The organism is Bradyrhizobium sp. 2S1, assembly GCF_011516625.5.
GTDB lineage: Bacteria > Pseudomonadota > Alphaproteobacteria > Rhizobiales > Xanthobacteraceae > Bradyrhizobium > Bradyrhizobium septentrionale.
The window spans coordinates 7002514-7027335 of sequence record NZ_CP147717.1 but is presented as its reverse complement, the minus strand read 5'-3'; the positions used below and the strand labels follow the sequence as shown (position 1 = coordinate 7027335).

The following is a 24822-nucleotide window of genomic DNA, read 5'->3' as shown; positions in this document are numbered from 1 at the left end:
ACAGAACTTTAGGCAGCAACGCAGGAAATTGCGCGCGGTCGTTCGCCGCTGCGCTAAAAACACTAACAACCACGCGAGAACACTTTGATGTCGTCACCTGTTTCCAACAAGATCGCGCTCTTCATCGACGGAGCCAATCTGTACGCAACCGCAAAGACGCTGGGCTTCGACATCGACTACAAGCGCCTCCTCAAGGAATTCCAGAGTCGGGGCACGCTGCTGCGGGCGTTCTACTACACGGCGATCATTGAGGATCAGGAGTATTCGTCGATCCGTCCGCTGATCGACTGGCTCGACTACAACGGCTACACCGTCGTCACCAAGGCCACCAAGGAATTCATCGACGCCAGTGGCCGCCGCAAGGTGAAGGGCAATATGGACATCGAGCTCGCGGTCGATGCCATGGAACTCGCCGAACACATCGACCAGATGATCCTGTTTTCCGGCGATGGCGACTTCCGTTCCCTGGTCGAGGCGGTGCAGCGCCGCGGCGTCCGCGTCACCGTCATCTCCACCATTGCCAGCCAGCCGCCGATGATCGCCGACGAGCTGCGTCGCCAGGCCGACGTCTTCACCGACCTCGTCGAGCTGCAATCCAAGCTCGGCCGCGATCCGTCCGAACGTCCGGCCCCGCGCGAACCGCGTCACCACTCCCCGCAATTCCTGCAGCGCGCGACCACCACAATGGCCCCACGGGGAGCCGATGACGATTTCGACGAGTAACCTCGTCGCCGCACCTACGCGCCCCGACAGCAACTGTCAGCTCTGTGTCAGGCTGGCCGACTTCCGCGCACAAGCGCGGGCCCTCCACCCGGACTGGTTCAACTCGCCGGTGGAGTCTTTCGGCGACCCAAATGCGCGGCTGTTGATCGTCGGGCTCGCGCCGGGCATGCAGGGCGCCAACCGCACCGGCCGTCCCTTCACCGGCGACTATGCCGGTGATCTGCTCTACGCGACCCTGCTCGAATATGGCTTCGCCAGCGGCGTCTATCAGGCGCGCCCGGACGACGGCCTCAAGCTGGTCGACAGCCGGATCAGCAACGCGGTGCGTTGCGTGCCGCCGCAGAACAAGCCGCTGCCGGCCGAGATCAACACCTGCCGGCAATTCCTGAGCGCCACCATCGCCACGATGCCGAAGCTGCGCGCGATCGTGCTGCTCGGGCGAATCGCCCACGAATCGACGTTGAAGGCGCTGGCCATCCGGCTGGCTGCGGCGCCCTTTGTGCACGGTGCAGTGCATAGCGCTGGCACCTTTAAGCTCTACGACAGCTATCACTGCTCGCGTTACAACACGAACACGGGCGTGTTGACGACCGACATGTTCCGCAAGGTCTTCGCGACCGTGCGGAAGGACCTCGGTTAGGGATCAGCCCTCGCCGACCGCCTGATCGATCAGCGACAGGCGCTTCACAACCGTTGCGGGCGCCAGGATTGCGCCCGGCGCGACAACCGCGTTAGCGCCGATCCTTGTTCGGTCGCCAACGAGGGCGCCAAACTTTTCGACTCCCGTCTCAAGCCGTGTGCCCTTGTGGAAGAACGAAATCATCGGCCTGACCAATTCGTTTCGGTAGTTGGCGATGATCGATCCTGCCTCAAGATTGACCCCGCTGCCGAGAAGGCTGTCTCCAACGAAGTTGAAATGAGCGAGCTTTGAGCCTGTGAAGACGAATGAGGACTTCAGCTCGGCTCCAGGCCCAAGAATGCAATTGGCCTCCAACCAGCAGCCGCCGCGGACGTACGCGCCTGCGGCAATGAAGCAACCTGGCCCAACGATGGCCGGCCCCTTGACGACGGCACCACCCTCGATCGTTGACGTACAATGCACGGCAACACCATCGGCGATCGCGTAACCGTCACGCAAGCCACCCAGCAGACGCTCGACAATTCCAACCGCGCCGAGCGTCAACTCCCACGGCATGCTCTCGGCGAATTCTCCGAGCGCAGACGAGCCAAACCCGGCGATGTACTCGTCGATCACCGGCGTTCCCGACATCTACTTGACCGGATGTTCCCTGAGCCACCCCAGCACATCGTCGGCGTTCCGATCCGGCGGAAACACCGGATAGAATACCTGCGTGATGCGAGCGTCGTCGATCACAAGTGCGAGCCGCTTGATCAGCGTCAGCCCGGCAACCGACATGGTCGGTAACCTCAAGGCCTTCGTCAGTTCCAGCGCTTCGTCGGACAGCACCGGGAACGGCAGGTGCAGGCGTGACGCCATTTCGGTCTGGTACGCATTGCTTTGGGTCGACAGCCCGAACACCTGGGCGGCCCCGGCCGCCTTGAGCTCGGCGAACAGGTCACGGAACGCGCAGGTTTGCGGCGTACAGCCGCGGGCGCCGGGGATCATGTCCCAATCATCGACCAGCCCGATCTTGCCGGGCTCGCCGGTTCGTGGATAGGCGAACACCACGGTGCGGCCCTCGAGCGCCGACAACGTGACCGACGTGTCGTTGGTGGCGCGCAAGGTCACCGGCCGGATCGTCATGCCGGTCAGATGCGCCGCGCCGCCGTCGTCCGTGGGCGGTGGGATCTTGCTCCAGTCGACATCGGTCAGGCTGCTCTGGCTCATCGCCCAAATCTCCGTGGGTCGTCATTGCGAGCCAACGGGTCGCGCCAACGCGCGCCCGATGATAAACTTAGCGAAGCAATCCATAGCGCCGCAGTGGATGGATGGATTGCTTCGTCGCTTCGCTCCTCGCAATGACGGCTTGAATTCTATCCTCGCGCCCGCATCAGGCGGCCCTTCTCGCGGCCCCAGTCGCGCTTCTTCTCGGACTCGCGCTTGTCGTGCAGCTTCTTGCCCTTGGCGATCGCGAGCAGCAGCTTGGCACGGCCGCGCTCGTTGAAGTACAGCTTCAGCGGAATGAGCGTCATGCCCTCGCGGTCGACAGCGCCGAGCAGCTTGTTGATCTGCTTGCGATGCAGCAGCAGCTTGCGCGGCCGCTTCGGCTCGTGGTTGAAGCGGTTGGCCTGCAGATATTCGGGGATATTGGCGTTGATCAGCCATATCTCGCCGTTCTTGGAATCCGCATAGGATTCCGCGATCGTGCTCTTGCCGCTGCGGATCGATTTCACCTCGGTGCCGGTCAGCGAGATGCCGGCCTCGATCGTATCCTCGATGGCGTAGTTGAAGCGGGCCTTTCGGTTTTCGGCGACAACCTTGATCGGACGTTCGTTCTTGTCGGCCACTTTAGCCCTTCTTGAGGAGGTCGCGGATTTCCGTCAGCAGCACGACCTCGTCGGACGGCTTCGGCGGCTCGGCGGCCTTGGCCTCATCCTTGCGCTTGAACTGGTTCATGGCACGGATGACCAGGAACAGCACGAAGGCGATGATCAGGAAGTTGAGCGTCAACGTGAGGAAGTTGCCCCAGGCGAGCACCGCCCCCTGCTTCTTGGCGTCGGCCAGGTTGGTCGCGTTGACCGCCTTGGAAAGTCCGGTGAAATAGTTGGAGAAATCGAGCCCGCCCGTGATCGCGCCGATGATCGGCATGATGATGTCGCCGACCAGCGAGGTGACGATCGCGCCGAAGGCTGCGCCGATGATGACGCCGACGGCGAGGTCGACGACATTGCCCTTCATGGCGAATTCGCGGAATTCCTTCAGCATGCCCACCCCCTTCTCTTCGACATTGCGCACGGCATGTTCACGGCAGGTCCGGTCCGGCTCAGTTGATCAGGCCGGCATGCACCATGGCGCTGCGGACAGCAGTACGGGTCGCTTCGGTGACCGGCACCATCGGCAGGCGCAGCTTCTCGTCCAGCTTGCCGAGCAGCGACATCGCGTACTTCACCGGCGCCGGATTGCTCTCGATGAACAGATTGGTGTGCAGCGGCATCAGCTTGTCATGGATCTTCAGCGCCGTGGTGACGTCGCCCTTCTGCCAGGCGGTCTGGAATTCCGAGCACAGTCGCGGCGCGACGTTCGAGGTCACCGAGATGCAGCCATGGCCGCCATGCGCCATGTAGCCGATGATCGTCGCGTCCTCGCCGGACAGCTGGTTGAAGTCCTCGCCCATCGCGGCGCGCTGCTGCGAGACCCGCACCATGCTCGCGGTCGCGTCCTTGACGCCGGCGATGTTCTTCAGCTCGAACAGCCGCTTCATGGTGTCGACCGACATGTCGATCACCGAGCGCGGCGGGATGTTGTAGATGATGATCGGAATGCCGATCGCATCGTTGATCGCCTTGAAGTGCTGGTACATGCCTTCCTGGGTCGGCTTGTTGTAGTACGGAGTCACGACCAGCACCGCGTTGGCCCCTGCCTTCTCCGCGTGCTCGGCGAGCTCGATCGCTTCCTTGGTCGAATTCGAGCCGGCGCCGGCGATCACGGGCACCCGTCCCTTGGCCTCCTCGATGCACCACTCGACCACCCGCTTGTGCTCGTCATGGCTGAGCGTCGGGCTCTCGCCTGTCGTGCCGACCGGCACCAGGCCGTGCGTGCCCTCGGCGATCTGCCAGTTCACGAGGCTGCGGAAGGCCGCCTCGTCCACCGAGCCGTTCTTGAAGGGCGTCACCAAGGCAGTGAATGCCCCCCGGAATTTTGTCTTGGCTGCCATGGACTTCCTCCAAACGCTTCAGGCTATAGGCTAGGTCGACGGACCGTTCTTGTTGGCGCGCTTCGCGTCCGTGTGACCGGCACCGCTCGATGCGAAACGCCACGAAAGGCAATTCATATCGGGTCTGGCCGACAGGCGAAAGGGCCGCACCGTACCTATTCCCAGCCGGTTCCAGCCGCGATTTTGCCGTGGTGCTGGCGCAAACAGCCGCACCGGCAGACTTCTTAGTATTTTGTCTACGTTTTCAATCAAATAAGAAACCCATGTAAGAAACCCATGGCCCGAACGACCAGATGATTCGAGGCCGCAGAGGACTTTCGTGATCCGTTCCGCCCGCGCAGGCACTTTGCGATCGACGGCGCTGGCGACGAGCCTCGCGCTCGTTGTCGGCCTTGCCGCTGTCACGGCCGATGCATGGGCCGCCACGGATACGCCAGCAACACCGCCGGCTGCCGACAACGCCGCTCCCAAAGCCGCGACTCCCAAGGCCGCCACTCCCAAAGCCGCGGCACCGAAGTCTGTCGCTCCCAAGGCGGCTGCTCCCAAGGCCGACGCTCCCAAGGCGGTTGCTTCAAAGCCAGCCGCAACCAAGAGCGACTCCGCAAAGACCGACGCCGCGAAGACAACTGCTTCCAAGTCCGGCGCGGCCAAGACGGACGCCAAGACCGTTCATCCCAAGACCACCGATTCCAAGAGCACGGGGTCAAAGACCGACACGCACAAGACCACCGCGCCCAAGACCGCCTCGCCCGCTTCGACGGGAAGTCTGCCAAAGAAACCGGCGCCCGCCAGCGTCGCCGCCCCCGCGCTGGTTCCCGCGACCCGCCAGCATGCCGCCCCTGTCGTGCGCAAGCCAGTGGTGCCTGCGGCGGTGGCCGCGACATCGTCGACGTCGCAGTCAGACAAGGACGCGCTCGCCAACGTCGTCGAGCTGCTGCGCAAGCGCAAGCCTTCCGACGCCACCGAGGCCGAGGCCTCGATCTCCGATCCGGTCGCGCGCAAGCTTGCCGAATGGCTGATCCTGCGCAGCGAGGACAATGGCGCCTCGGTCGAGCGCTACCGCAGCTTCCTCGACGCCAATCCGAGCTGGCCCTCGCAGACCTTCCTGCGCCGCCGCATCGAGGCCTCGCTGTGGGACGACCGTCGCGACGACTCCGCGGTCTGGGCCTGGTTCCAGAATGAATCGCCGGTTTCGGCCAAGGGCCGGCTCGCGCTCGCCAAGGTGATGATCGGCCGCGGCGACCGCGGCAATGCCGAGCGCCTGGTCCGCGAGGCCTGGCGCAACGACGGGATGAGCGAGGATACCGAAACCACCGCGCTCGATCTGTTCGGCTCGTTCCTCACCGCCGGCGACCACAAGGCGCGCATGGACACCATGCTCTACGGCACCGACAACGAGGCTGCCGGCATGCGCGAGGCCAAGCGGCTCGGCTCCGGTTACGTGGCGCTCGCCAAGGCCCGCATCGCCGCCACCCGCAAGGGCTCGAACCTCCGCGCACTGCTGGAAGCGGTGCCGGACGAACTCTCCGGCGACACCGGCTACCTGTTCGCGAAGATTCAGTTGCTTCGCCGCGAGGAGAAATTCGCTGAGGCTGCGCGGCTGATGCTGAGTGCGCCGAAGGAGGCCTCCCGCCTCTACAATGTCGACGAATGGTGGATCGAGCGCCGGCTGCTGGCGCGCAAGATGATCGACACCAACGAGTTTCGCACCGCCTATCTGATCGCGCGCGATGCGGCGCTGCCGGCCCGCGACATCTACAAGACCGAGCAGGAATTCACCGCCGGCTGGATCGCGCTGCGCTTCCTCAACGATCCCGCCCTCGCCGCCCAGCATTTCGCGCGGATCGGCGTCGGCAGCGCCAACCCGACTGCGCTGGCGCGTGCCGGCTATTGGCAGGGCCGCGCCGCGGAGGCCGCCGGCCGCGGCCAGGAGGCGCGCGCCGCCTATGCCCGCGCGGCCGAGCAGTCGACCAGCTATTACGGCCAGCTCGCGCGCGCAAAACTCGGCCTGCCGCAGATCGAGCTGAACAGCGCGCCGCGCGGCCGCGGCGCCGACCGGCTGGAGATCGTGCGCGCGGTGGCGCTGCTGTACGAGATCGACGCGCGCGAGCTCGCAATCCCGATCTTCGGCGACCTCGGCGACAATGGCGATCCGGAAGCGCTGGCCGGCCTCGGCGAGCTCACCGCACGCAACGGCGACGCGCGCGGCATGCTGCTGATGGGCAAGTCCGCGCTCAACCGCGGACTGCCGTTCGACCACTACGCCTATCCGGTCAACGGCATTCCGTCGTTCCGCCAGGTCGGGCCGGAGGTCGAGCAGAGCGTCGTCTACGCGATTGCGCGCCAGGAGAGCGCGTTCAATCCGGCCGTGGTGTCGCCGGCCCAGGCCTACGGCCTGATGCAGGTGACGCCCGACGCCGGACGTTACGTCTGCAAGCGCGCCGGCATCGGCTTCGACCTCAACCGGATGAAGACCGACCCGGTCTACAACGCGATGCTTGGTGCCGCCGAGCTCGGCGGGCTGCTCGAGGACTATCGCGGCTCCTACATCCTGACCTTCGCCGCCTACAATGCCGGCCGCGGCAGCGTGAAGAAGTGGATCGAGCGCTACGGCGACCCGCGCGATCCCAAGGTCGACGCGGTCGACTGGGTCGAGCTGATTCCGTTCTCGGAGACGCGGAACTACGTCCAGCGGATCATGGAGAACCTGCAGGTCTATCGCGCCCGCTTCGGCGGCGGGACCCGGTTGCAGATCGAGGCCGACCTGCACCGCGGCGCCAGCGTGGAATGACCCGGCGGGAGCGGTTTTCAACAGGCTTGCGACGGATCGCGGCCGAATCCTGACGCAACTCATTGTTATAATTAGAATTTCGTGCGATTTGCCGCGTCAGCACCTCCCGATTGGTGCTCTATATGAAGGCTCCAGGGCGGCCGTCGGCGCAGCTGCCACCAAATCACCTTGTCGCAATCTGAATCTGCCGCTTGCGGCTCAGCGCCCTCTCGGGCATATCGGCGCCATTGGAGACGTGGCCGAGTGGCTGAAGGCGGCGGTTTGCTAAACCGTTATAGGCTTGTAAAGGCCTATCGAGGGTTCGAATCCCTCCGTCTCCGCCATCGACTTGGTTGTCCAGCCCGGAGACATGGGTAACAGGTCATACCCAAGACATGGGTGACAACCTCGCGCCGAACGGGTTGCCAGTTGGGTGCAAGGCTTTCTGCTCCAGGTCATCCCACTCCAAGCCGCAGTACCCGCGATCGTCGTGCACGAAGCAGACGAGCCAAATGCCCTCGTCGACCTCCTCGATGCCGAGCTTCCTGCCAGCCAGGACAGTTGATCTCACAGGAATTTATTTACCCTTTCGGCACCACAAATCGGACGAAATAAAACTCCGGAAGCGAAGTATCGCGATACTGGTTTCCGGGCGCGACCCAACAGGCAGGAATCTCCATGGCAGATTACAACTTGGAAGGACCCGTCTGGTCGTCGAAGACCATCACGTGGAGCTTCGCGACGATCAATTTCTCCGGTCAGCCTGACACATTCTCAACGTTCTTCCAGGCCGGTGAGTATGAACGGGAAATCATCGATGCCTTGAGGCGATGGTCCGCCGTTGCCGATGTGACGTTCGTCGAGGTGGCGGATTCTGCGAGCGTCGACATCCGTTTCGGACTCGGGACTTTTGACGGCCCTTACGGAATCCTGGCTGAGACATCGTACTACTACTCCGACGGCGACTTTCTGCCTGATGTCACGGTCAGCTTTGACCAGGCTGAAACCTACACGTCGTCCTCCAGCGGTTTGACGCTTTCGGGAGGAATAAGTTTCGAGGCCGTTGCAACGCACGAAATCGGCCACGCCTTGGGCCTCGATCATTACACTGGCGGCCCGGCCATCATGAACCCCTACGCCAGCGCTGACATAACCAACCTGACGCAATCGGACATCGACGGCATTCAAGCGCTCTATGGACCGCCCTCGAACCAACCGCAGGTTCCTGCGGGTGACATTGTCACCAACGGCACGGCGGCGAATGATGTTTTGCTTGGAGGAAGTGCGGCCGATGCGATCTACGCGCTCGCTGGTAACGATTATATTTATGCCTACGGAGGCAACGACCTTCTGTTCGGTGGCGATGGCCTTGACGTGTTGCTTGGTGGGAGTGGCGACGACGCGCTCTATGGCGGCACGGGCTTCAATTACCTTTTTGGCGGCGACGGCAACGATACCCTTTCTGGCTCGGGCGGAGCCTCGCCGTCCGATGTCAACGTGATGTACGGCGAAGCCGGCAATGACTTGCTCTACGGGGGAATCGGCACCAACTATTTTTACGGCGGCGCTGGCGCTGACACCATGTTCGGTGGCTCCGGTCTCAACATCTTCATCTCGTCAGGCGAGAGTGATGGAAACCTGATCTATGGGGGTTCGGGCCAGAACTACGTTTATGGTTCGAACGGCGGGGACACGGTGACCGGCGGCAGCGGCGTCGACGTATTCTTGATGGGATCAGGGGCCGTTGTGATCGGCGGCGGCGGTGGCGTTGATTATGCGTGGGGCGGCGGCGGCTCGGATACGTTTGCCATCAATGACACGGTCTCCGAGATCATGGTGATCCAGGACTTCAACGCGGGCGGCGTCCACGACATTTTGAGCTTCGCTGGAACCTCTCTGCATTCCTTTGCCGATGTGCAAGCAGCCGAGTTCTATTCGCCAGGGATCAATACGACGATCATCACCGACGCGGCAGGCAACGCTGCCTGGTTGATCGGCCTCGCCCCCGGACAGCTCAACGCAAGCATGTTCAGCTTCGCCTAGGAGCTTGTCTGGATAGTCGCTGTTCAAATCTGGTCGGGTCTGATTCAACATTGGGCGATGAGCAAGTATTTTCGGCCTTGGAACATCGATCAGACGCTGCTTCTGCCGCCGAATGTGCAGGACTTCGTGCCGAAAGGCCATGTCTCGCGGTTTATGGTTGATCTGGTGCGGGAGAGCCTCGATCTCAGGGAGATCATGGGCAGCTATGTGAGCGGGCTTGGGCAGCCGCCGTTTGATCCGCGGATGATGGTGGCGCTGCTGCTGCATAGCTATGCGAGTGGGCTGTATTCGTCGCGTCGGATTGCCAAGGCCTGCCGGGAGCGGAACGATTTTGTGATGATCGTGGCGCTGGATGCGCCGGATTTTCGGACGATCAGCGACTTTCGCAAGCGACATTTGAAGGCGCTCGGCGCGCTATTCGTGCAGGTTCTGAAGTTGTGCGAGACGGCCGGGCTGGTCAAGCTCGGTCATGTCGCGCTGGATGGTACGAAGATCAAGGCGAACGCGTCGAAACACAAGGCGATGAGTTATGAGCGCATGAAGAAGCGCGAGGCGGAATTGAAGGCCGAGGTCGCTCGCATGCTGGCGGCCGCCGAGGCGGCGGATGCCTCGGAGGATAAGACTTTCGGCAACAGCGACGAACTGCCGGACTGGACCGTCGACAAGCAGAAACGGCTGGCGAAGATCCAGCAAGCGATGGCGGCGCTGGAAGCGGACGCCAAACTGGCGGCGGAGGAAGAGCGCCGCATCGAGGCCGAAAAGGAACAGCAGCGCCAGGCCGAAGGCCGCAAGAAGCCGGGCAAACCGGCGGCGCTGCCATCGGAGGAACCCAATCCCAAGGCGCAACGCAACTTCACCGATCCGGAAAGCCGCATCATGAAGTCGAAGGATGGCTTCGTTCAGGCCTATAATGCCCAGGCGGCCGTCGATGCACATGCCCAGATCATTGTCGCGCAAGAACTGACCCAGCACGGCAGCGATCAGGGCCAGTTGGTGCCCCTGATCGAGGCCATCGAGAGCAATCTTGGCCGCAAGCCGCGGCAGGCCTCAGCGGATTCCGGCTACTGCAGCGAAGCCAATCTCGAAGCGCTCGACACACGCAGCATCGATGGCTATGTCGCGCCCGGACGCGCCAAGCACCCGACAGTAGCGAACGGAAAAGTCGGCGGCCCGCTGACACAGGCCATGCGAAAGAAGATCGACGATGGCGGCTTCGAAACACCCTACCGATTGCGAAAGCAAGTGGTGGAGCCGGTGTTCGGGCAGATCAAACAGGCAAGAGGCTTCCGCCAGTTCCTGTTGCGGGGCATCGAGAAAGTGCGCGCCGAGTGGACAATGATCTGCACCGTCCATAACCTCCTCAAGCTGTTCAACCTCGCAAACGCAGCCTGAGCCTGCTACTCTACAACAAATGCCCGTCACGAAAACATATCTGGACGGGCTCCTAGGAAGATTGATCGCCGATGTTTGTCAGGCCGCGATGCACGGTGTGTGCCGCAGTCAAGGCAACGCCGTCGAAAGCATGAATTGAACCCCACCGACGTCAGCCGCCGCCGCGGGTGGACGGATCGAGATTTCGGTTCTCGCCGGGCGGGATCGGCCCGTAGCCGGGGTATACGTAGCGGCCTTGAGGAGCCACCTGTTCGCTTGGACCAGTGATGAGGTGCTGTCGCACGCGCCGGTGATGTGCCGTTGCGGCGTCGGCGGCGGCGCTCCACAGCATCGCCAACAGTCCCACCATCAAAGCAGCACGCATCGCCTTGGCTCCGGTTCACCATCATATGATGCGCCGACCACAAGGCCGCCAGCGTTGGCGGCCTCACGATCGGTCACATCGACGGGATTAAGCCACGATCTGCGTCGCGCTCAGGCGCGCCGCATCCTCGGCAGCGGCCGCGGAAGGGCCTGCGCGCAGGCCACGCCGAGCAGCGCGAGGCCGCCGCCGATGACGTGGAACGGCCTGACCGGCTCGCCCAGCGTCACGATCGCAGCCAGAGCGAGACGGCTAACGCTCCGCAGCCGCCGACTGGGCCACCGGCCCCAGGATCCACTCCCTGAACGCCGCGATTTTCGGAAGCCCCTGCCGGTTGTCGGGGCAGACGAGATAATAGGCGAACTCCTCCAGATGCGCGGTCTCGAGCAGCTGGATCAGTTCACCGCTCTCGATCTCGTTTGCGACCATCGCCGCCGGCAGCAGGCCCGCGCCCTGCCCGGTCAGCACCGCCTTCAGCAGCAGACCGCTATCGTCGAACGACGGGCCGCGCGGCGTGCGCACCTCCGCGATGCCATTGGCCTGAAACCACAGGCTCCAGCCCTTGCGATCGGCGTCATGCACCTGTGGCCAGCCGGCGAGCTCGCCTGAAGATGTCGGCCGTCCGAGACGCGCGACGAGCGACGGCGAGGCAACCGCCACCATCTCGACCGTGACGACGCGGTCGCTGCGCAGCCCCGGATAGCGGCCGAGGCCGTGGCGCACCGCGACGTCGACGCCGTTGCGCGAGAAATCGACTAGCGTGTTGCTGGTGACGATCTGCAGATCGATCTCGGGATGCGCATCCTGAAACGACGCCATCCGCGGCACCAGCCAGGCCGACGCAAAGAACGGCGTGACGCTGACCGTCAGCGTGCCGACATCGGTCGATGCAGCGACGCGGCGCGACGCATCCGAGATCTGGCGAAACGCATTGCGGATCGACGGCAGATAGTCGCGCCCGGCGTCGGTGAGATAGATGCCGCGCGGCACCCGCACGAACAGTTTTGTGCCGAGATGGGCCTCGAGCGTCTTGAGCATCTGGCTGACCGCGCCCGGCGTCACGCACAGCTCCTCGGCCGCGAGCTTCACCGAGAGATGGCGGGCGGCGGACTCGAACGCCTTGAGCGCGTTCAGGGGTGGAAGCCTGCTCTCCATGATTTAGATTTTCTAATCTCAACTGCGCAGCAAATCTGGTTTGCCAACCTGGCCTTCCTGGCGCCCTATCAGCCTACTCTACAGTTGAAAGCCACGTCAACGCAGCGAAAAACGGATCATAAGAATTAGATTTTCTGATCCTTATCCGCGACTTCCGACGCTGGCATTCGGCTCCCCGATGGAGCAGCGACATGACTGAGATTCTACACAAGCTCGCCCTGCATGAGATCGGCGCAGGAGCCCACACCGGCAGACTGGTCGATCGCATCAACACCTCGCAGGCCGGCAGCCTGCCCGGCCTACTGGACTTTCAATGGCTCGAAGCCGGACGCGGCCGGATCCGCGGCCGCTTCGAGATCGCCGCCAAGCACTTCTCGCCGCACGGGCTGCTGCACGGCGCAAGCCTCGTCGCATTGGCGGACACCGCATGTGGCTTCGGCTGCCTCGCGTCCTTGCCGGACGGCGCCATCGGCTTCGCCACTTCTGAACTGAAGACGAACTTCATCGGCGCCGCGCGCGAAGGCGGCGTGAGCTGCGAAGCGCGCCTCGTTCATGGCGGGCGCACGACCCAGGTGTGGGATGCCGAGATCAAGAGCGAAGCGACGGGCAAGACCATCGCGCTGTTTCGCTGCACGCAGATGCTGCTCTACCCGCCGGGCAAGAATGGCGGTGACGCGGCACAGGGAGAACGATCGTGAGGAATGCCGCCATGCACGCCGGTTATCAAAGAGCAAAGCCGTTCTACGGCTGGTATGTCGTTGCGGCCGCCTTCGTCTTGACCTTCATCGGCTTCGGCAGCGCCTACACCTTCTCATCCTTCGTCGAATCGTTGCAGCGCGAGTTCGGCGCCTCGCGCGGCTCAGTCTCGCTGGTGTTCTCCTTTGCCGGCTTCCTGTATTTCGGCCTCGGCATCATCTCCGGCCCGCTCGCCGATCGCTGGGGCGCGCGCAGGCTTGCTGGTCTCGGAATGGCGCTGGTCGGTCTCGGCATGGTGCTGGCGGGACAGGCGGAGACCATCCTTCAGGTCTATGCCGCCTACAGCATCGGCATCGGCGCCGGCGTCGGTTGCGCCTATGTCCCGACGCTGGGCGCGGTGCAACGCTGGTTCGTCCGGCGGCGCGGCTTTGCGTCGGGCCTTGCCGTCAGCGGGATCGGGGTCGGGACATTGGTGATGCCGCCGCTCGCGACCTGGCTGATCACGAGCCTCGGCTGGCGCGATGCCTATGTCGTGCTGGGCGTTGTCGCCGCGGTCGCCGGTATCGGAGCATCGCTTTTGATCGCGGATGATCCGCGCCGCTACGGCACCGGACCGGATGGCGATCCGCTTCAAGCGGTTTCAGGCGCGCCGCTCCGCCAGGGCGTCTCGATCCGCGGCGCGGTCAAGACAGCTCGCTTCGCCGGGCTTTATGCGGCCTGCCTGATCAGCGCGTTCGGGGTGTTCGTCCCCTTCGTGCATCTGGTGCCCTTCGCCGTCGACCATCAGGTGGCGCCTGCGCTCGCCGTGCTGCTGCTCGGGATGATCGGCGTCGGCAGCACCGCCGGCCGCTTCTTCCTCGGCGGCATCGCCGACCGGGTCGGCCGCGATGCGTTCCTGATCGCGATGTACATCGGCATGGCCGTCTCGCTGGCGATCTGGGCTGTTGCCGGTGGCTTCTGGTCGCTCACGGTGTTCGCGCTGCTGTTCGGCGTGTTCTATGGCGGCTGGGTTGCGATCCTGCCCGCCGTGGTCACCGACCATTTCGGCGGCCGCAATGTCGGCGGCATCATCGGCATCCTCTACACCAGCGTCGCCTTTGGCACGCTGCTGGGACCCAGCGCCGCGGGCTTCGCCTACGATGTCAGCCACAGCTACTTCATTCCGGTGGCGATCAGCGCTGCCACCAATGTGGTCGCCGCGCTGATCGCGATGGCGACGATGCGAACGGCCTCGCCGATCGCGTCAGTCGCGCAGCATTGACACCTCATGACGGTCGGCGCTCGACCATGCTACGCTCGCGATCATGCCCTTCGCCTCACCCAACGCCTGGCACTACCGGCCAGCTGACGATGCCGGCATCGTCGAGCTGGCGTCCTGGCGCGGTGCCGGCTCGCTTGGCCTCCGGCCGCATTTCCACGACGAGAACCAGATCGTGCTGGTGCTGTCGGGGTCGCGCGCCTTCCGCATCGACGGCGCTACCGTGACGGTGCCTGCGGGCCATGCCGCGCTCATTCCGGCGGGGCTGCTGCATGCGCCGATGCCGACACCGGACAAGGAAACGGTCTGCCTGAACGCCTATGTTCCGGCGGGCCGCACCCCCTCATCGCTGCGGGTCATCAGCATCAGGGCTCTCTGGCGGAGCGTCGACGAGATATGGCCCAAGCACATTCTTGAGATCGCCGACGACATCCAGTCGCGCGGGCGGTCCCGCTCGGCTCGCATCGCAGACAAGACGAAGCTCGGCGTTACCCTGACAGAAAGCGCCGGGCCGATCGACGCCATCGCCATGAACTTCGGGCGCAGCCGCGAAGGGTTCAGCCGCATGGTGAGACGCGAGCTCGGCGTCTCACCGCACGCCTTCCGGGTGCTGAGCCGGCTCAATCTCGCACGGCAATTGCTGCGCGCGGGCGAACCGATTGCAGCAGTTGCCGTCGATGCGGGGTTTTCCGACCAGAGCCACCTCACCCGCCTGTTCCGCCGCACCTTTGGAACCACACCGGGCGTCTACTGGCGCGGTTGAAGCGGCGTCACAGACGTTCCAGACCGTCCGGCGCCACACCCGCTAGCCTGTTCACCCTGCAAGGGGTGAACGATGGATACAAAGACAAGTCTTCTGCTGCTCGCGGCCGGTGTCGCGGGAGGCATCATCAATGCACTGGCGGGCGGCGCGACGCTCATCACGTTTCCGACGATGCTGGCGGCGGGCCTGCCCGCCGTGATCGCCAATGCGTCGAATGCGGTGGCGATCTCCCCGGGGCATCTGATCGCAGCGCTCGCCGACCGCGGCAAGCTGCCGCCGCCGACACTGCGCACGATCAGCCTCGTTGCCGCCTCCACGCTTGGCGGCGCAATCGGCGCCGGGGTCCTGTTGCTGCTCCCCGAGCGGCTATTCGTGCTGCCGGTGCCGGGCCTGATCGCATTCGCAACGCTGCTGTTTGCCTTCGCGCCGCAGATCCAGAGCTGGACCATCGGGCGGCAGGCGAGCGCGGCCCTGCCCTCGACCGGCGCGAGCGGTGCTGTGCTGGGATTGGCGTGTGTCTATGGAGGCTTCTTCGGCGCCGGGCTCGGCGTCATCCTGACCGCGGTGCTCTCGATCACCGAGCCCAACGACATCAGGGCGATCAAGGCATTGAAGAACCTGCTCGCGACCTGCGTGTCGCTGGCCGCCACATTGATCTTCATCGTGCAGGGAGCGGTGCGGTGGCCGGAGACGTCGGTGATGCTGCTCGGCGCCATGATCGGCGGCTATGCCGGTGGCTATTTGATCCGGATCCTTCCCGCGTCCATCGTCCGGCAGTTCGTGATCGTGGCCGGAGCGGTGATGACCGTGGTCTACGCCGCGCGATACTGGTTCTAGATGGAGCGAGGGAGCCGAGGCTCCCAGCTCGATATCGGCGTAGCGTTTTCGAGCGAAGTGGGCACCGGTTCGCGTAAAGAAAACGCGTCCAAACAAGAGTCTAGTGCGTCGTCATCCAGGCGCGGGCTTCGCGCTGGGCGGCCGCGATCTCGACCTCCGACATCTGCTCGGCGACTTCGCGGCGATGCGCGATCGCGTCGGTGCGTCCCTTGAGCGCCGCCAGGTTGAACCATTTGTGCGCCGCGACGAGGTTGACCACGCCGGAGCGGCCGCTCGCCCAGTACATGCCACGTTCGAACAGCACGTCCTGGATCGCGGTCGCAGCTACCGGGATGGCGCTGTCCTGATCGATGCCCCCCTGAAACATTGTCGTCATTCCCCTTTTTGTTGTTGGCCGCCCTCCCCCGAGCGCGGCCCCCGTCCACTGTTGAAACACCCTGTTGTCTCCGGGCTGGTCCTTTGGATCATGCCCCGCGCTGATCCCTGGGATCACCGCTCGCCGTTTGCCGGCTCGTTGGGATGATCATGGCCCATCAAATTTGAAGAGCGGTTTAAGTATCGCGATGAACGGGATGTAAATCGGCGCCGCCAAGCGGGTTTCCCGGAATCGTAGAAGTGCCTGTGCCGCAGGCATTTCCATGCATTCGTGAACGCCGGTTTACCCTGGTGTTTTGGACAACGATAACCATCGCGGCCAATGGCCGACGCCGCCGGCCGCTCTCAGCGGCCATCCGTTTCAAACTTTTACGGAGGGGCCGCAGGGGGGCGCAGATCCCGGCCGACGATCCGCGGGACGTTGAGCGCGATCGGCGCGGGCGCAAACGAACGCGAGGCCGTGCGGCCGAACGTCAATCCAGAACTGGAATGGGGAAAATGGGTGCCGGGGCGCGGACTGCGCAGGCCGCCGGAACGAGGGGGTCGGCGAACACGTCAGGACCAGATTTCAACTCGGCATTCTCGCCGGTGAAATTGCGGAACCAAGCAGGCTCCGCACCGAACGAAGAAATCTCTGTTTCTTCTGCCGGACCGGTTTTGGGAAGGTTGCCCTCTCCGAAATTCGATCCAGCCGTTTGACCTGATGTCTCGCCGACACCCTCTTTCGTCAACCAGAGCCTGGGGGTGGGATGTGCCTCTCAGCAGTCCGTCCGGTGGCTCTCGCGACGTGCCGGCATAAGGCCGCCGGCAATCCTCTCAAGGCGAGAGGGTTACTTCTTCTTGGCGACCTTGCGGGTCTTCTTCGCAGTCTTCTTCACTGCGCTCTTCGCCTTCTTCGCCTTCTTTGCCTTCTTAGCCATGTTGCCCTCCGGTATGTGAGATGGCTCTCTACTTCGCTGCGTGCACTCGGGAATCGATATGCACTACTTCCCGAATACACCAACGGATTAAAAAAAACAGTGTCCCGCTTAAGGAAGTGTTGACGCAGCGATGGTCGTACGCGCAGCGCGCGTCGCCGACCAAATCGACAATGCATTCGCGCGACGATGCAAGAAACGCAGCAGCGGCCGACATCGGCATTTGTCAACGTTACAGGAAACGCCTTTATTGCAGGCTCTTTTTGAATTCGCATTCAGTCAATCAACGCGCGATCGTCGTTGCGTTGAGTCGCGAGCTGTGACGAAAAGCGGCGCGGCGCGGGCGCCGAGTCGCAACTTTTGGCAACGAAAAATATTTCGTGGGAAAGATGGCTTTCGCCTCGTTTGAGGTCATCCAGACCCGATTCCGGACGAATCGTGGCTGCGACGATTCGGCGCCGAGGGGCGTCGTCACCACCGCGGACAGAGGGTGTGAGCCAAGATCACGCCGCGTTCACGCGCGCGCGACGACACCAGAGGTGACGGCAAAGATGATGGGATGAGAGCATGATCCGGTTGGATCATGCGCCAAGGACAACATCATTGTCCTGTTCGTTCAGATGCCGAGCTTGGACTTCAAGAGCTCGTTGACCGCCTTCGGGTTCGCCTTGCCGCCCGACGACTTCATCACCTGACCGACGAACCACTGAAGGGCAGCGGGCTTCGCCTTTGCTTGCTCGACCTTGTCGGGGTTGGCCGCGATGATGTCGTCGACCACCTTCTCGATCGCGCCGAGGTCAGTGACCTGCTTCATGCCGCGCGCCTCGACGAGCGCGCGCGGATCGCCGCCCTCCTGCCACACGATCTCGAACAAGTCCTTGGCGATCTTGCCGGAAATCGCTCCCTCGCCGATCAGATCGACGATCGCAGCGAGTTGCTCGGCCGACACCGGCGAGGCGGCGATCTCGACGCCTTCCTTGTTGAGACGGCCGAACAGTTCGTTGATCACCCAGTTGGCGGCAAGCTTGCCGTCGCGTGCCTTGTCCGCAAGACCTGACAGCACCGTCTCGTAGAACTCCGCGCTCTCGCGCTCGGCCACCAGGACGCTCGCATCGTAGGGCGACAGACCGAAGCCCGTAATAAACCGGGACTTCTTCTGGTCAGGCAGTTCCGGCAGATGCGCCTTGAGATCGTCGACGAAGGCCTGGCTGAACTCGAGCGGCAGCAGATCGGGATCGGGGAAGTACCGGTAGTCGTGCGCCTCTTCCTTGGAGCGCATCGAGCGCGTCTCGCCCTTGTTCGGGTCGAACAGCCGGGTTTCCTGGTCGATCGAGCCGCCGTCCTCGATGATCTCGATCTGGCGCCGCGCCTCGTACTCGATCGCCTGGCCGATGAAGTTGACCGAGTTCATGTTCTTGATTTCGCAGCGGGTGCCGAGCGCGGTCTCGCCATGGCGGCGCACCGAGACGTTGACGTCGGCGCGCAGGCTGCCCTTCTCCATGTCGCCGTCACAGGTGCCGAGGTAGCGCAGGATCGAGCGCAGCTTGGTGACGTAGGCTTTGGCCTGTTCGGCGTCGCGGATGTCGGGCTTGGAGACGATCTCCATCAGTGCGACGCCGGAACGGTTGAGGTCGACATAGGACATCGTCGGCGACTGATCGTGCAGCAACTTGCCGGCATCCTGTTCCAGATGCAGCCGCTCGATCCCGATGGTGACGCTGCGGCCGCCGTCGAGCTCGAGCGACACCTCGCCCTCGCCCACGATCGGCGACTTGTACTGGCTGATCTGGTACCCCTGCGGCAGGTCCGGGTAGAAATAGTTCTTGCGGTCGAACACCGAGCGCAAATTGATCTTCGCGTTCAGCCCGAGACCGGTGAGCACCGCCTGGCGGACGCACTCCTCGTTGATCACGGGCAGCATGCCCGGCATCGCGGCGTCGACCAGCGAGACATGGGTATTGGGCTCGCCGCCGAACGCGGTGGATGCGCCGGAGAACAGCTTTGAGTTCGAGGTGACCTGGGCATGGATCTCCATGCCGATCACGACTTCCCAATCGCCGGTGGCGCTCTTGATCAGTCTGTGCGGGGCGGCAGGTGCGGTCATGGGTCTCGTTGTCCGGATAAGGTGATATCTGGGAAGCATTGGGCTTCGCGCAACCGATCGCGCCAGTCAAGCCGCCTTGCAATCCCCTTGCAGCCCGCGCCGGCACGTGAGGCGCAGATCAGAGCCCGCGCCGGAACTGCTGATAGGCCTTGCTTGCCCGCAGCGCGTCGGCGCCGCCCACAATCAGCTGGTCGACCTGCTCGGGCGGCAGCGAAAGCCGCGTCGGGATGGCGTTCAGGATGCCGGCACGCTCCGGTCCGAGCCGGTCGAAGCCGAGCCGCTCGACATAGATCGCGACGTCGCCGCACTTCCAGCCCACGCCGACGCCGAGCCTCGTGCGATCCGCCGCCGACAGGCCGCAGCGCCAGCGCTTCAGCTTGCCGGACCAGTCGTTGGCGAGCGCCGTGAACGCCGCGTAGCTCGAGCGCACGCTGGCATCGATCGCGGTGTCGGCGGCCGCCGACACCAGCTCGACGCCGTTCGGCCCTTCCAGTGTCTGCACGAAGTCGCCGGAGATGCCGCGGCCGGCGTCGACCACCAGGAACAGGATGCGCCTGAGCTTGGCCGCCTGGCGTTCGTTCAAGGGCTCGTACGGACGCTGGGCTGCGAGCAGCCCGATGCTCAGCCCCGACAGGCCGTAATTGTCGACCAGGCCGCCATCGAGCAGCTTGACATAGCGCATCGAGCCGTCGCGGTAGCGCGCCTGGGCCTCGGCGTAGGAGCGCAGCAGCGGCTGCGCGTTCGGATCGTTGCGCACCCGCTCGAGCCACGGCGGCAGCGGCGCCGAGCAGCCGCCGGGAAAGGTTTCAAGCACGATCGGCGCAAATGCCAGCGGCACCGCAGCGGATGCGGCGACCGCTTCGGCGATACGATAGGAGCGGATGTCGCTGCACAGCGCATCGAACGCGGTCTTGCCGAACACGAACGGCGTGCGGTTGTAGATGTCGGACGCGTTGATCCAGACCCGCGGGCGGCGGTCGTCGGGCAATGCCTCGAACCGCGCGCCATTGAACAGATTGCGATCGAGCCAGTCGGTGAACTGGCTGTCGTTGACGCCGCCGCCCAGCGCGCGCCCGATATTGCCGAGCGAGATCCGGGTCTTCAGTCCCTCCTCGGCGTTGCGCAGCAGGAAGCGCTCGCGGAAATCGTCGAGCGCGGCGCGCCGCTTCAATCCGAAATAGGCGGCGGTGATCGAGCCGCCGGATACAACGGAGACGAAGTCGACGCGGTCGAGCAGCGTCTTGGTGCCTACAGCGCTGGAGCGCGTGCGGTCGAGCTCTTCCAGCACGCCGAAGGAAAACGCCGCGGCACGGGTGCCGCCGCCGGAGAACGACAAGGCAAGCAGCAGGTCGTCTTCATAACTTGGAATGTCGCTGACGCCATTGGTGTCGGCAGCCACGGCGCCGAGCGGCACATTGTAGACGGATGCGCAGCCGGCAAGGCCCACCGCCGTCACGGCCACCAGCAGCGCTGACAGCCATCCCCCTATCCCCGACCCACGCACGAATACTCTCTTGCCGCTGGCCCCCGCCCGGTTCCGTTAGCCTATCACGGCCAATCTGGGCGGCGGCATGGCGGACAGAACAGGGTTAATGATCGCGGTGCCTCGGCACCGGTGCCCGCACGCTCACGAGGCCGAAAGCACGGAGACGATCCGCTCCCATTCGGCCTCAACGGTGTCCGTTGCGATCGGCTGGCCGGCCCGCCGATACCAGTAGCCGGCATTGCCGAGATCGCCCTCGACGCGATGCAGATAGGCATGCACCCAGGCCGAATTGGCGTCACCCTCGTCCTGCACGATGCCGTGCGCCCTGTGCCAATCGCCTTTCTTCGCCCACCACAATGCGGCGAGCTGCGGCGACAGCGCCGCATCAGGCGCAGCGTCGGCGAGACTGGCGCGGAAATCCGCCATCGCTCACCACCATTTCGGCGGCGTGAAACGGCCGGCCGCCTGTTCGATCACTTCGCCGAGCGAGAACAGCGTCTCCTCGTCGAAGGGGCGACCGATCAGTTGCAGGCCGAGCGGCAGGCCCTGCGCGTCCTTGCCCGCGGGCACGGCGATGCCGGGCAGGCCCGCCATGTTCACGGTCACCGTGAAGATGTCGTTGAGATACATCTCGACCGGATCGGCGCCGCCCTTCTCGCCGATGCCGAACGCCGCCGACGGCGTCGCCGGCGTCAGGATCGCGTTCACGCCCCTGGCGAAGCAGTCCTCGAAATCCTTCTTGATCAGCGTCCGCACCTTCTGCGCCCGCAGATAATAGGCATCGTAATAGCCAGCCGAGAGCACATAGGTGCCGATCAAGACGCGGCGGCGCACCTCATCGCCAAAACCGTCGGCGCGCGTGTTCTCGTACATCTCGATGATGTTCTTGCCCGGCTCGCGCAGGCCGTAGCGCACGCCGTCATAACGCGCGAGGTTCGACGAAGCCTCCGCCGGCGCCACGATGTAATAGGCCGGCAGCGCGTATTTGGTGTGCGGCAGCGACACCTCGACGAGCTCGGCGCCGGCAGCCTTCAGCCATTGCGCGCCCTCGCTCCAGAGTTTTTCGATCTCGGCCGGCATGCCGTCGAGACGATACTCCCTGGGGATGCCGATCTTCATGCCCTTCACGGACTTGCCGATCGCGGCTTCATAGTCCGGCACGGCGATGTCGACCGATGTCGTGTCCTTCGGATCGTGCCCCGCCATCGAGCGCATCAGGATCGCAGCGTCGCGCGTCGTTCGCGCGATCGGACCGGCCTGGTCGAGCGAGGACGCAAAGGCGACGATGCCCCAGCGCGAGCAGCGGCCATAGGTCGGCTTGATGCCGACGGTTGCAGTGAACGCGGCCGGCTGGCGGATCGAGCCGCCGGTGTCGGTCGCGGTTGCGCCCATGCAGAGCGATGCCGCCACCGCCGAAGCCGAGCCGCCTGACGAGCCGCCCGGCACCAGCGTGGTGTTGGAGCCCTCGCGCCGCCACGGGTTGGTGACCGGGCCGAAGCACGAGGTCTCGTTCGACGAGCCCATCGCGAACTCGTCATTGTTGAGCTTGCCGAGCAGCACCGCGCCGTCGCGCCAGAGCTGCGAGGTCACCGTTGACTCGTAGGGCGGGGTGAAGTTGCCCAGGATCCTGGAGCATGCCGTGGTCCTGATGTCGCGGGTCGCGAACAGGTCCTTGATGCCGAGCGGAATGCCGGCCAGCGGCCCGCCCTCGCCTTTAACAATTTTCTCGTCGACGGCCTTGGCCATCTCGCGGGCGCGGCCCGGTGTCTCGAGCACATAGGCATTGAGCACGCGCGCGGCTTCGATGGCGGCGAGATGCGCATCGGTCAGCTCAACGGCGGTGAAGGACTTGCCCACCAGGCCCTCGCGGGCCTCGGCAATCGTCAGCGATGTCAAATCGGTCATTTATTGATCGGGCTGCAGAAGAAGGGAGAAAGGGTCTTGTCGTTGGCGGGATCGTCCTGCCGCGCTTTGGCATTTTCCTTGGCGCGCGCGGCGTCGAGCGCCTCGAGCTGGTCGAGCACGGCGTCGATCGCCTCGTTGGGATCGGCGACCTTTCCCTTGCGCTCCATCACATCGAGGAAGTCCATATAGGCCTTGTAGGCCTTCTCATCGTCGCACAGCAGACACATCGGACTTTGTCGCTTTTGTTTGACTCGTTTTCTTCACGCGAACCGGTATCCACTTCGCTCGAAAACGCTATGCTAGAGTTACTCGACCACCTTCGGCACCAGGAAGAAGTGGTTCACGGTATCGGGCGCATTGCGGACGATGTCGTCGGCGATCTCGCCGTCATTGACCAAATCGGCGCGCTTCTTCATCTCCATCGGCGTCACCGAGGTCATCGGCTCGACGCCGTCGATATTCACTTCCGACAGCTGCTCGACGAAGGCCAGCATCGCGTTCAGCTCCCCCTGGAGATGGGGAACTTCGTCGTCGCTGACCGCGATCCGCGCCAGATGGGCGATGCGGCGGACGGTCGTGGCGTCTACGGACATTATATAGGGCCTCAAGGCTGAAAAGGTCAGCCCGCCGTATAGCAGAGGCCGGTTTTGCGCCGCAACCGCGCTGGGCGCGCGGCTGGCCTCAGACCCCCTGCCGGACGGCCGATCAGGCGCCCGGCAGCCGATGATTCCGGCGGCAAAACCCGCGACGAAACCACTTTGCGGACCCGGCGCAGTCGTCCTGAAACATTCGCGGCGCCTACTCCCCTCAAATAGAAAAGTACGGGAGTCCGTCATGTCCATGCGTGAGATCACCCCCCAGCCGGGAGGCTGGGACCCTGCCCTCTGGTCGATCGGTACCGCGATCGGTGTCGCGATCCTTTACGTGGCCTGTCTGGTCTGAACGAGACGAGAAATAGCCATGTCCCAGGCAAAAATTCTGCAGGACAAGGCCGAGATGTTCGAGCGCCGCGCCGAAAGCGCCACGGATCCGATCTCCCGGCAACATTACAAGGAAATGGCCGCGCATTATCGCAGGCTCGCGACCGAGCATCTGGAGGTCAACCAGAGCGAGCCCGCGCGTCAGGCCTGAGATAATGCCCCCATCCGCGCCAGCGCGGCGCCTGCCAGCGCGCGGGTCAGCTCGGCTGCGGGCATTTCCTTGCCCATCCGCACCGCCTGCCCGGCCCACAGATTGGTGAAATCGACCTTGCCCTGTTTTTCGGCAGCCGCCTTCAGCGGGCCGAGCGCGGTCGCCGCATGCGGGAACGCCGGCGCGTCCGGTGAGATCGGGCCGACCTCGCGCATCACGCGATTGGCGACGCCGCGGGCCGGACGGCCGGTCATCACATTGGTGATGACGGTCGATTCATCGCTGGCCTGCGCCAGCGCGATCCGGCCTGCCGCGGTCACCTTGGACTCCGGACAGCGCAGATAGGCCGTGCCGATCTGCACAGTGGAGGCCCCGAGCGCGAACGCCGCCGCGATCCCGCGTCCATCCGCAATGCCGCCGGCCGCGACCACCGGCAGCTTCACCGCATCCACGACCTGCGGCAGCAGCGAGAAGGTGCCGGGCTGCTCGGCGATGGTCTCGGTCAGGAACATGGCGCGATGGCCGCCGGCATCGGCGCCTTGCGCGATGATGACGTCGGCGCCGTTCTCCTCGAGCCAGATCGCCTCCTTCACGGTGGTGGCCGACGACATCACGATGGCGCCCGCCGCCTTCACCCGCTGCAACAGTTTTGCCTCCGGCAGGCCGAAATGGAAGCTGACGACCTCCGGCTTCAACTCCTCGACCACCGCGCAGAATGCCGCATCGAACGGCGCACGGTTCGCCGCGTTGATCGGCGCATCCGGATCGAGGCCATGTTCGCGATAGTATGGCGTCAGCCGCTGCCGCCATTGCGCCTCGCGCGCCGGATCGGCATCGACCGCCTTGTGGCAGAAGAAGTTGAGGTTTACAGGCGCAGACACGCGCTGGCGGATGATGTTGACCTGCTCACGCGCCTTCTCGGCCGACAGCATCGCGCATGGCAGCGAGCCGAGCCCGCCGCCCTGTGCCACCGCAATCGCCAGTTCGGCATCCATCACGCCGGCCATCGGCGCCAGCACGATCGGGAACTCGGTCTTGAAACGATCGATCAATCGACGGTCTGGCCACAT

Annotated in this window: 26 protein-coding genes, 1 tRNA gene and 1 pseudogene; 11 read left to right on the top strand and 17 right to left on the bottom strand. The window is 64.2% G+C overall.

The features are described from left to right. The first annotated feature begins 87 nt into the window (after positions 1-87). Together HAP54_RS33040 and HAP54_RS33035 are read left to right on the top strand one after the other, a co-directional pair. A complete protein-coding gene (locus HAP54_RS33040; protein ID WP_029081102.1) occupies positions 88-723 on the top strand; it encodes an NYN domain-containing protein in 636 nt (211 codons plus the stop codon). Then, on the top strand, positions 704-1363 hold the full coding sequence (locus HAP54_RS33035) for a uracil-DNA glycosylase (protein ID WP_166294464.1): 660 nt from the start codon (positions 704-706) through the stop codon (positions 1361-1363). Before HAP54_RS33040 ends, HAP54_RS33035 begins: the two co-directional genes overlap by 20 nt. Before the next feature lie 3 nt (positions 1364-1366). On the opposite strand, the gene HAP54_RS33030 is transcribed toward HAP54_RS33035, so the two are convergent. From HAP54_RS33030 to dapA, 5 genes are all read right to left on the bottom strand, one after another. Beyond that, complete coding sequence (locus HAP54_RS33030; RefSeq protein ID WP_224741670.1) at positions 1367-1978, bottom strand: LpxA family transferase; 612 nt, start codon at positions 1976-1978, stop codon at positions 1367-1369. A 15-nt stretch (positions 1979-1993) separates the two neighbouring features. Further along, complete coding sequence (locus HAP54_RS33025) at positions 1994-2572, bottom strand: peroxiredoxin (RefSeq protein WP_166294461.1); 579 nt, start codon at positions 2570-2572, stop codon at positions 1994-1996. Between the two features lie 146 nt (positions 2573-2718). Continuing rightward, on the bottom strand, positions 2719-3192 hold the full coding sequence (gene smpB / locus HAP54_RS33020) for an SsrA-binding protein SmpB (RefSeq protein WP_029081099.1): 474 nt from the start codon (positions 3190-3192) through the stop codon (positions 2719-2721). Position 3193: 1 nt separating this feature from the next. Further along, positions 3194-3610, bottom strand: a complete 417-nt coding sequence (mscL, locus tag HAP54_RS33015) for a large conductance mechanosensitive channel protein MscL (protein WP_166306627.1) — start codon at positions 3608-3610, stop codon at positions 3194-3196. 58 nt (positions 3611-3668) lie between these two features. Continuing rightward, a complete protein-coding gene (gene dapA, locus HAP54_RS33010) occupies positions 3669-4559 on the bottom strand; it encodes a 4-hydroxy-tetrahydrodipicolinate synthase (RefSeq protein WP_166294459.1) in 891 nt (296 codons plus the stop codon). A gap of 346 nt (positions 4560-4905) precedes the next feature. Between dapA and HAP54_RS33005 the strand changes: the two genes are divergently transcribed. Both HAP54_RS33005 and HAP54_RS33000 read left to right on the top strand, forming a co-directional pair. Then, complete coding sequence (locus HAP54_RS33005; protein WP_166306624.1) at positions 4906-7350, top strand: transglycosylase SLT domain-containing protein; 2445 nt, start codon at positions 4906-4908, stop codon at positions 7348-7350. Between the two features lie 229 nt (positions 7351-7579). Beyond that, positions 7580-7673, top strand: a tRNA-Ser gene (locus tag HAP54_RS33000). A 38-nt stretch (positions 7674-7711) separates the two neighbouring features. On the opposite strand, the pseudogene HAP54_RS52820 reads toward HAP54_RS33000, so the two are convergent. Continuing rightward, positions 7712-7894, bottom strand: a pseudogene (locus HAP54_RS52820) (hypothetical protein); the annotation flags it as partial. A 113-nt stretch (positions 7895-8007) separates the two neighbouring features. On the opposite strand from HAP54_RS52820, the gene HAP54_RS32995 reads away from it, so the two are divergent. Together HAP54_RS32995 and HAP54_RS32990 are read left to right on the top strand one after the other, a co-directional pair. Continuing rightward, complete coding sequence (locus tag HAP54_RS32995; protein ID WP_166294457.1) at positions 8008-9372, top strand: matrixin family metalloprotease; 1365 nt, start codon at positions 8008-8010, stop codon at positions 9370-9372. Between the two features lie 57 nt (positions 9373-9429). Continuing rightward, positions 9430-10764: an IS1182 family transposase gene (locus HAP54_RS32990; protein WP_166294455.1), complete on the top strand. Its 1335-nt coding sequence runs from the start codon at positions 9430-9432 to the stop codon at positions 10762-10764. Positions 10765-10915: 151 nt separating this feature from the next. Here the strand turns inward: HAP54_RS32990 and HAP54_RS32985 are convergent, their stop codons facing one another. Together HAP54_RS32985 and gcvA are read right to left on the bottom strand one after the other, a co-directional pair. Continuing rightward, complete coding sequence (locus HAP54_RS32985) at positions 10916-11128, bottom strand: hypothetical protein (RefSeq protein ID WP_166294453.1); 213 nt, start codon at positions 11126-11128, stop codon at positions 10916-10918. 249 nt (positions 11129-11377) lie between these two features. After that, a complete protein-coding gene (gcvA, locus tag HAP54_RS32980) occupies positions 11378-12280 on the bottom strand; it encodes a transcriptional regulator GcvA (RefSeq protein ID WP_175619254.1) in 903 nt (300 codons plus the stop codon). 191 nt (positions 12281-12471) lie between these two features. On the opposite strand from gcvA, the gene HAP54_RS32975 reads away from it, so the two are divergent. From HAP54_RS32975 to HAP54_RS32960, 4 genes are all read left to right on the top strand, one after another. Further along, positions 12472-12978 (top strand): PaaI family thioesterase, encoded by a 507-nt coding sequence (locus tag HAP54_RS32975; RefSeq protein ID WP_166294451.1) that lies wholly within the window; start codon positions 12472-12474, stop codon positions 12976-12978. 11 nt (positions 12979-12989) lie between these two features. Further along, a complete protein-coding gene (locus HAP54_RS32970; protein ID WP_166306618.1) occupies positions 12990-14237 on the top strand; it encodes an MFS transporter in 1248 nt (415 codons plus the stop codon). A gap of 43 nt (positions 14238-14280) precedes the next feature. Continuing rightward, positions 14281-14997 (top strand): AraC family transcriptional regulator, encoded by a 717-nt coding sequence (locus HAP54_RS32965; RefSeq protein WP_166294450.1) that lies wholly within the window; start codon positions 14281-14283, stop codon positions 14995-14997. A 72-nt stretch (positions 14998-15069) separates the two neighbouring features. After that, complete coding sequence (locus tag HAP54_RS32960; RefSeq protein WP_166294448.1) at positions 15070-15834, top strand: sulfite exporter TauE/SafE family protein; 765 nt, start codon at positions 15070-15072, stop codon at positions 15832-15834. 100 nt (positions 15835-15934) lie between these two features. Here the strand turns inward: HAP54_RS32960 and HAP54_RS32955 are convergent, their stop codons facing one another. From HAP54_RS32955 to gatC, 8 genes are all read right to left on the bottom strand, one after another. Beyond that, on the bottom strand, positions 15935-16201 hold the full coding sequence (locus tag HAP54_RS32955) for a hypothetical protein (protein WP_166306615.1): 267 nt from the start codon (positions 16199-16201) through the stop codon (positions 15935-15937). Between the two features lie 481 nt (positions 16202-16682). After that, complete coding sequence (locus HAP54_RS32950; RefSeq protein ID WP_166294447.1) at positions 16683-16940, bottom strand: hypothetical protein; 258 nt, start codon at positions 16938-16940, stop codon at positions 16683-16685. 802 nt (positions 16941-17742) lie between these two features. Beyond that, a complete protein-coding gene (gatB, locus tag HAP54_RS32945; RefSeq protein ID WP_166294445.1) occupies positions 17743-19230 on the bottom strand; it encodes an Asp-tRNA(Asn)/Glu-tRNA(Gln) amidotransferase subunit GatB in 1488 nt (495 codons plus the stop codon). Between the two features lie 118 nt (positions 19231-19348). Continuing rightward, entirely contained in the window at positions 19349-20698 is a 1350-nt protein-coding gene (locus tag HAP54_RS32940; RefSeq protein ID WP_166306612.1) for a patatin-like phospholipase family protein, read from the bottom strand. Positions 20699-20857: 159 nt separating this feature from the next. Next, a complete protein-coding gene (locus tag HAP54_RS32935; protein ID WP_166294444.1) occupies positions 20858-21142 on the bottom strand; it encodes a hypothetical protein in 285 nt (94 codons plus the stop codon). A 3-nt stretch (positions 21143-21145) separates the two neighbouring features. Further along, on the bottom strand, positions 21146-22621 hold the full coding sequence (gatA, locus tag HAP54_RS32930) for an Asp-tRNA(Asn)/Glu-tRNA(Gln) amidotransferase subunit GatA (RefSeq protein ID WP_166294443.1): 1476 nt from the start codon (positions 22619-22621) through the stop codon (positions 21146-21148). Beyond that, positions 22618-22848: a hypothetical protein gene (locus tag HAP54_RS32925; RefSeq protein WP_166205566.1), complete on the bottom strand. Its 231-nt coding sequence runs from the start codon at positions 22846-22848 to the stop codon at positions 22618-22620. The genes gatA and HAP54_RS32925 overlap by 4 nt, the downstream gene beginning before the upstream one ends. 78 nt (positions 22849-22926) lie before the next feature. After that, positions 22927-23214, bottom strand: a complete 288-nt coding sequence (gene gatC, locus HAP54_RS32920; protein WP_166294441.1) for an Asp-tRNA(Asn)/Glu-tRNA(Gln) amidotransferase subunit GatC — start codon at positions 23212-23214, stop codon at positions 22927-22929. A 367-nt stretch (positions 23215-23581) separates the two neighbouring features. Here gatC and HAP54_RS32915 point away from each other — a divergent pair, with 367 nt between their 5' ends. Then, positions 23582-23752 carry a hypothetical protein gene (locus tag HAP54_RS32915; protein ID WP_166294440.1) on the top strand — a complete coding sequence of 57 codons (171 nt, stop codon included), beginning with the start codon at positions 23582-23584 and terminating at the stop codon, positions 23750-23752. On the opposite strand, the gene HAP54_RS32910 is transcribed toward HAP54_RS32915, so the two are convergent. Then, positions 23743-24822 carry an NAD(P)H-dependent flavin oxidoreductase gene (locus tag HAP54_RS32910; protein ID WP_166294438.1) on the bottom strand — a complete coding sequence of 360 codons (1080 nt, stop codon included), beginning with the start codon at positions 24820-24822 and terminating at the stop codon, positions 23743-23745. The two genes, HAP54_RS32915 and HAP54_RS32910, sit on opposite strands and share 10 nt — an antisense overlap.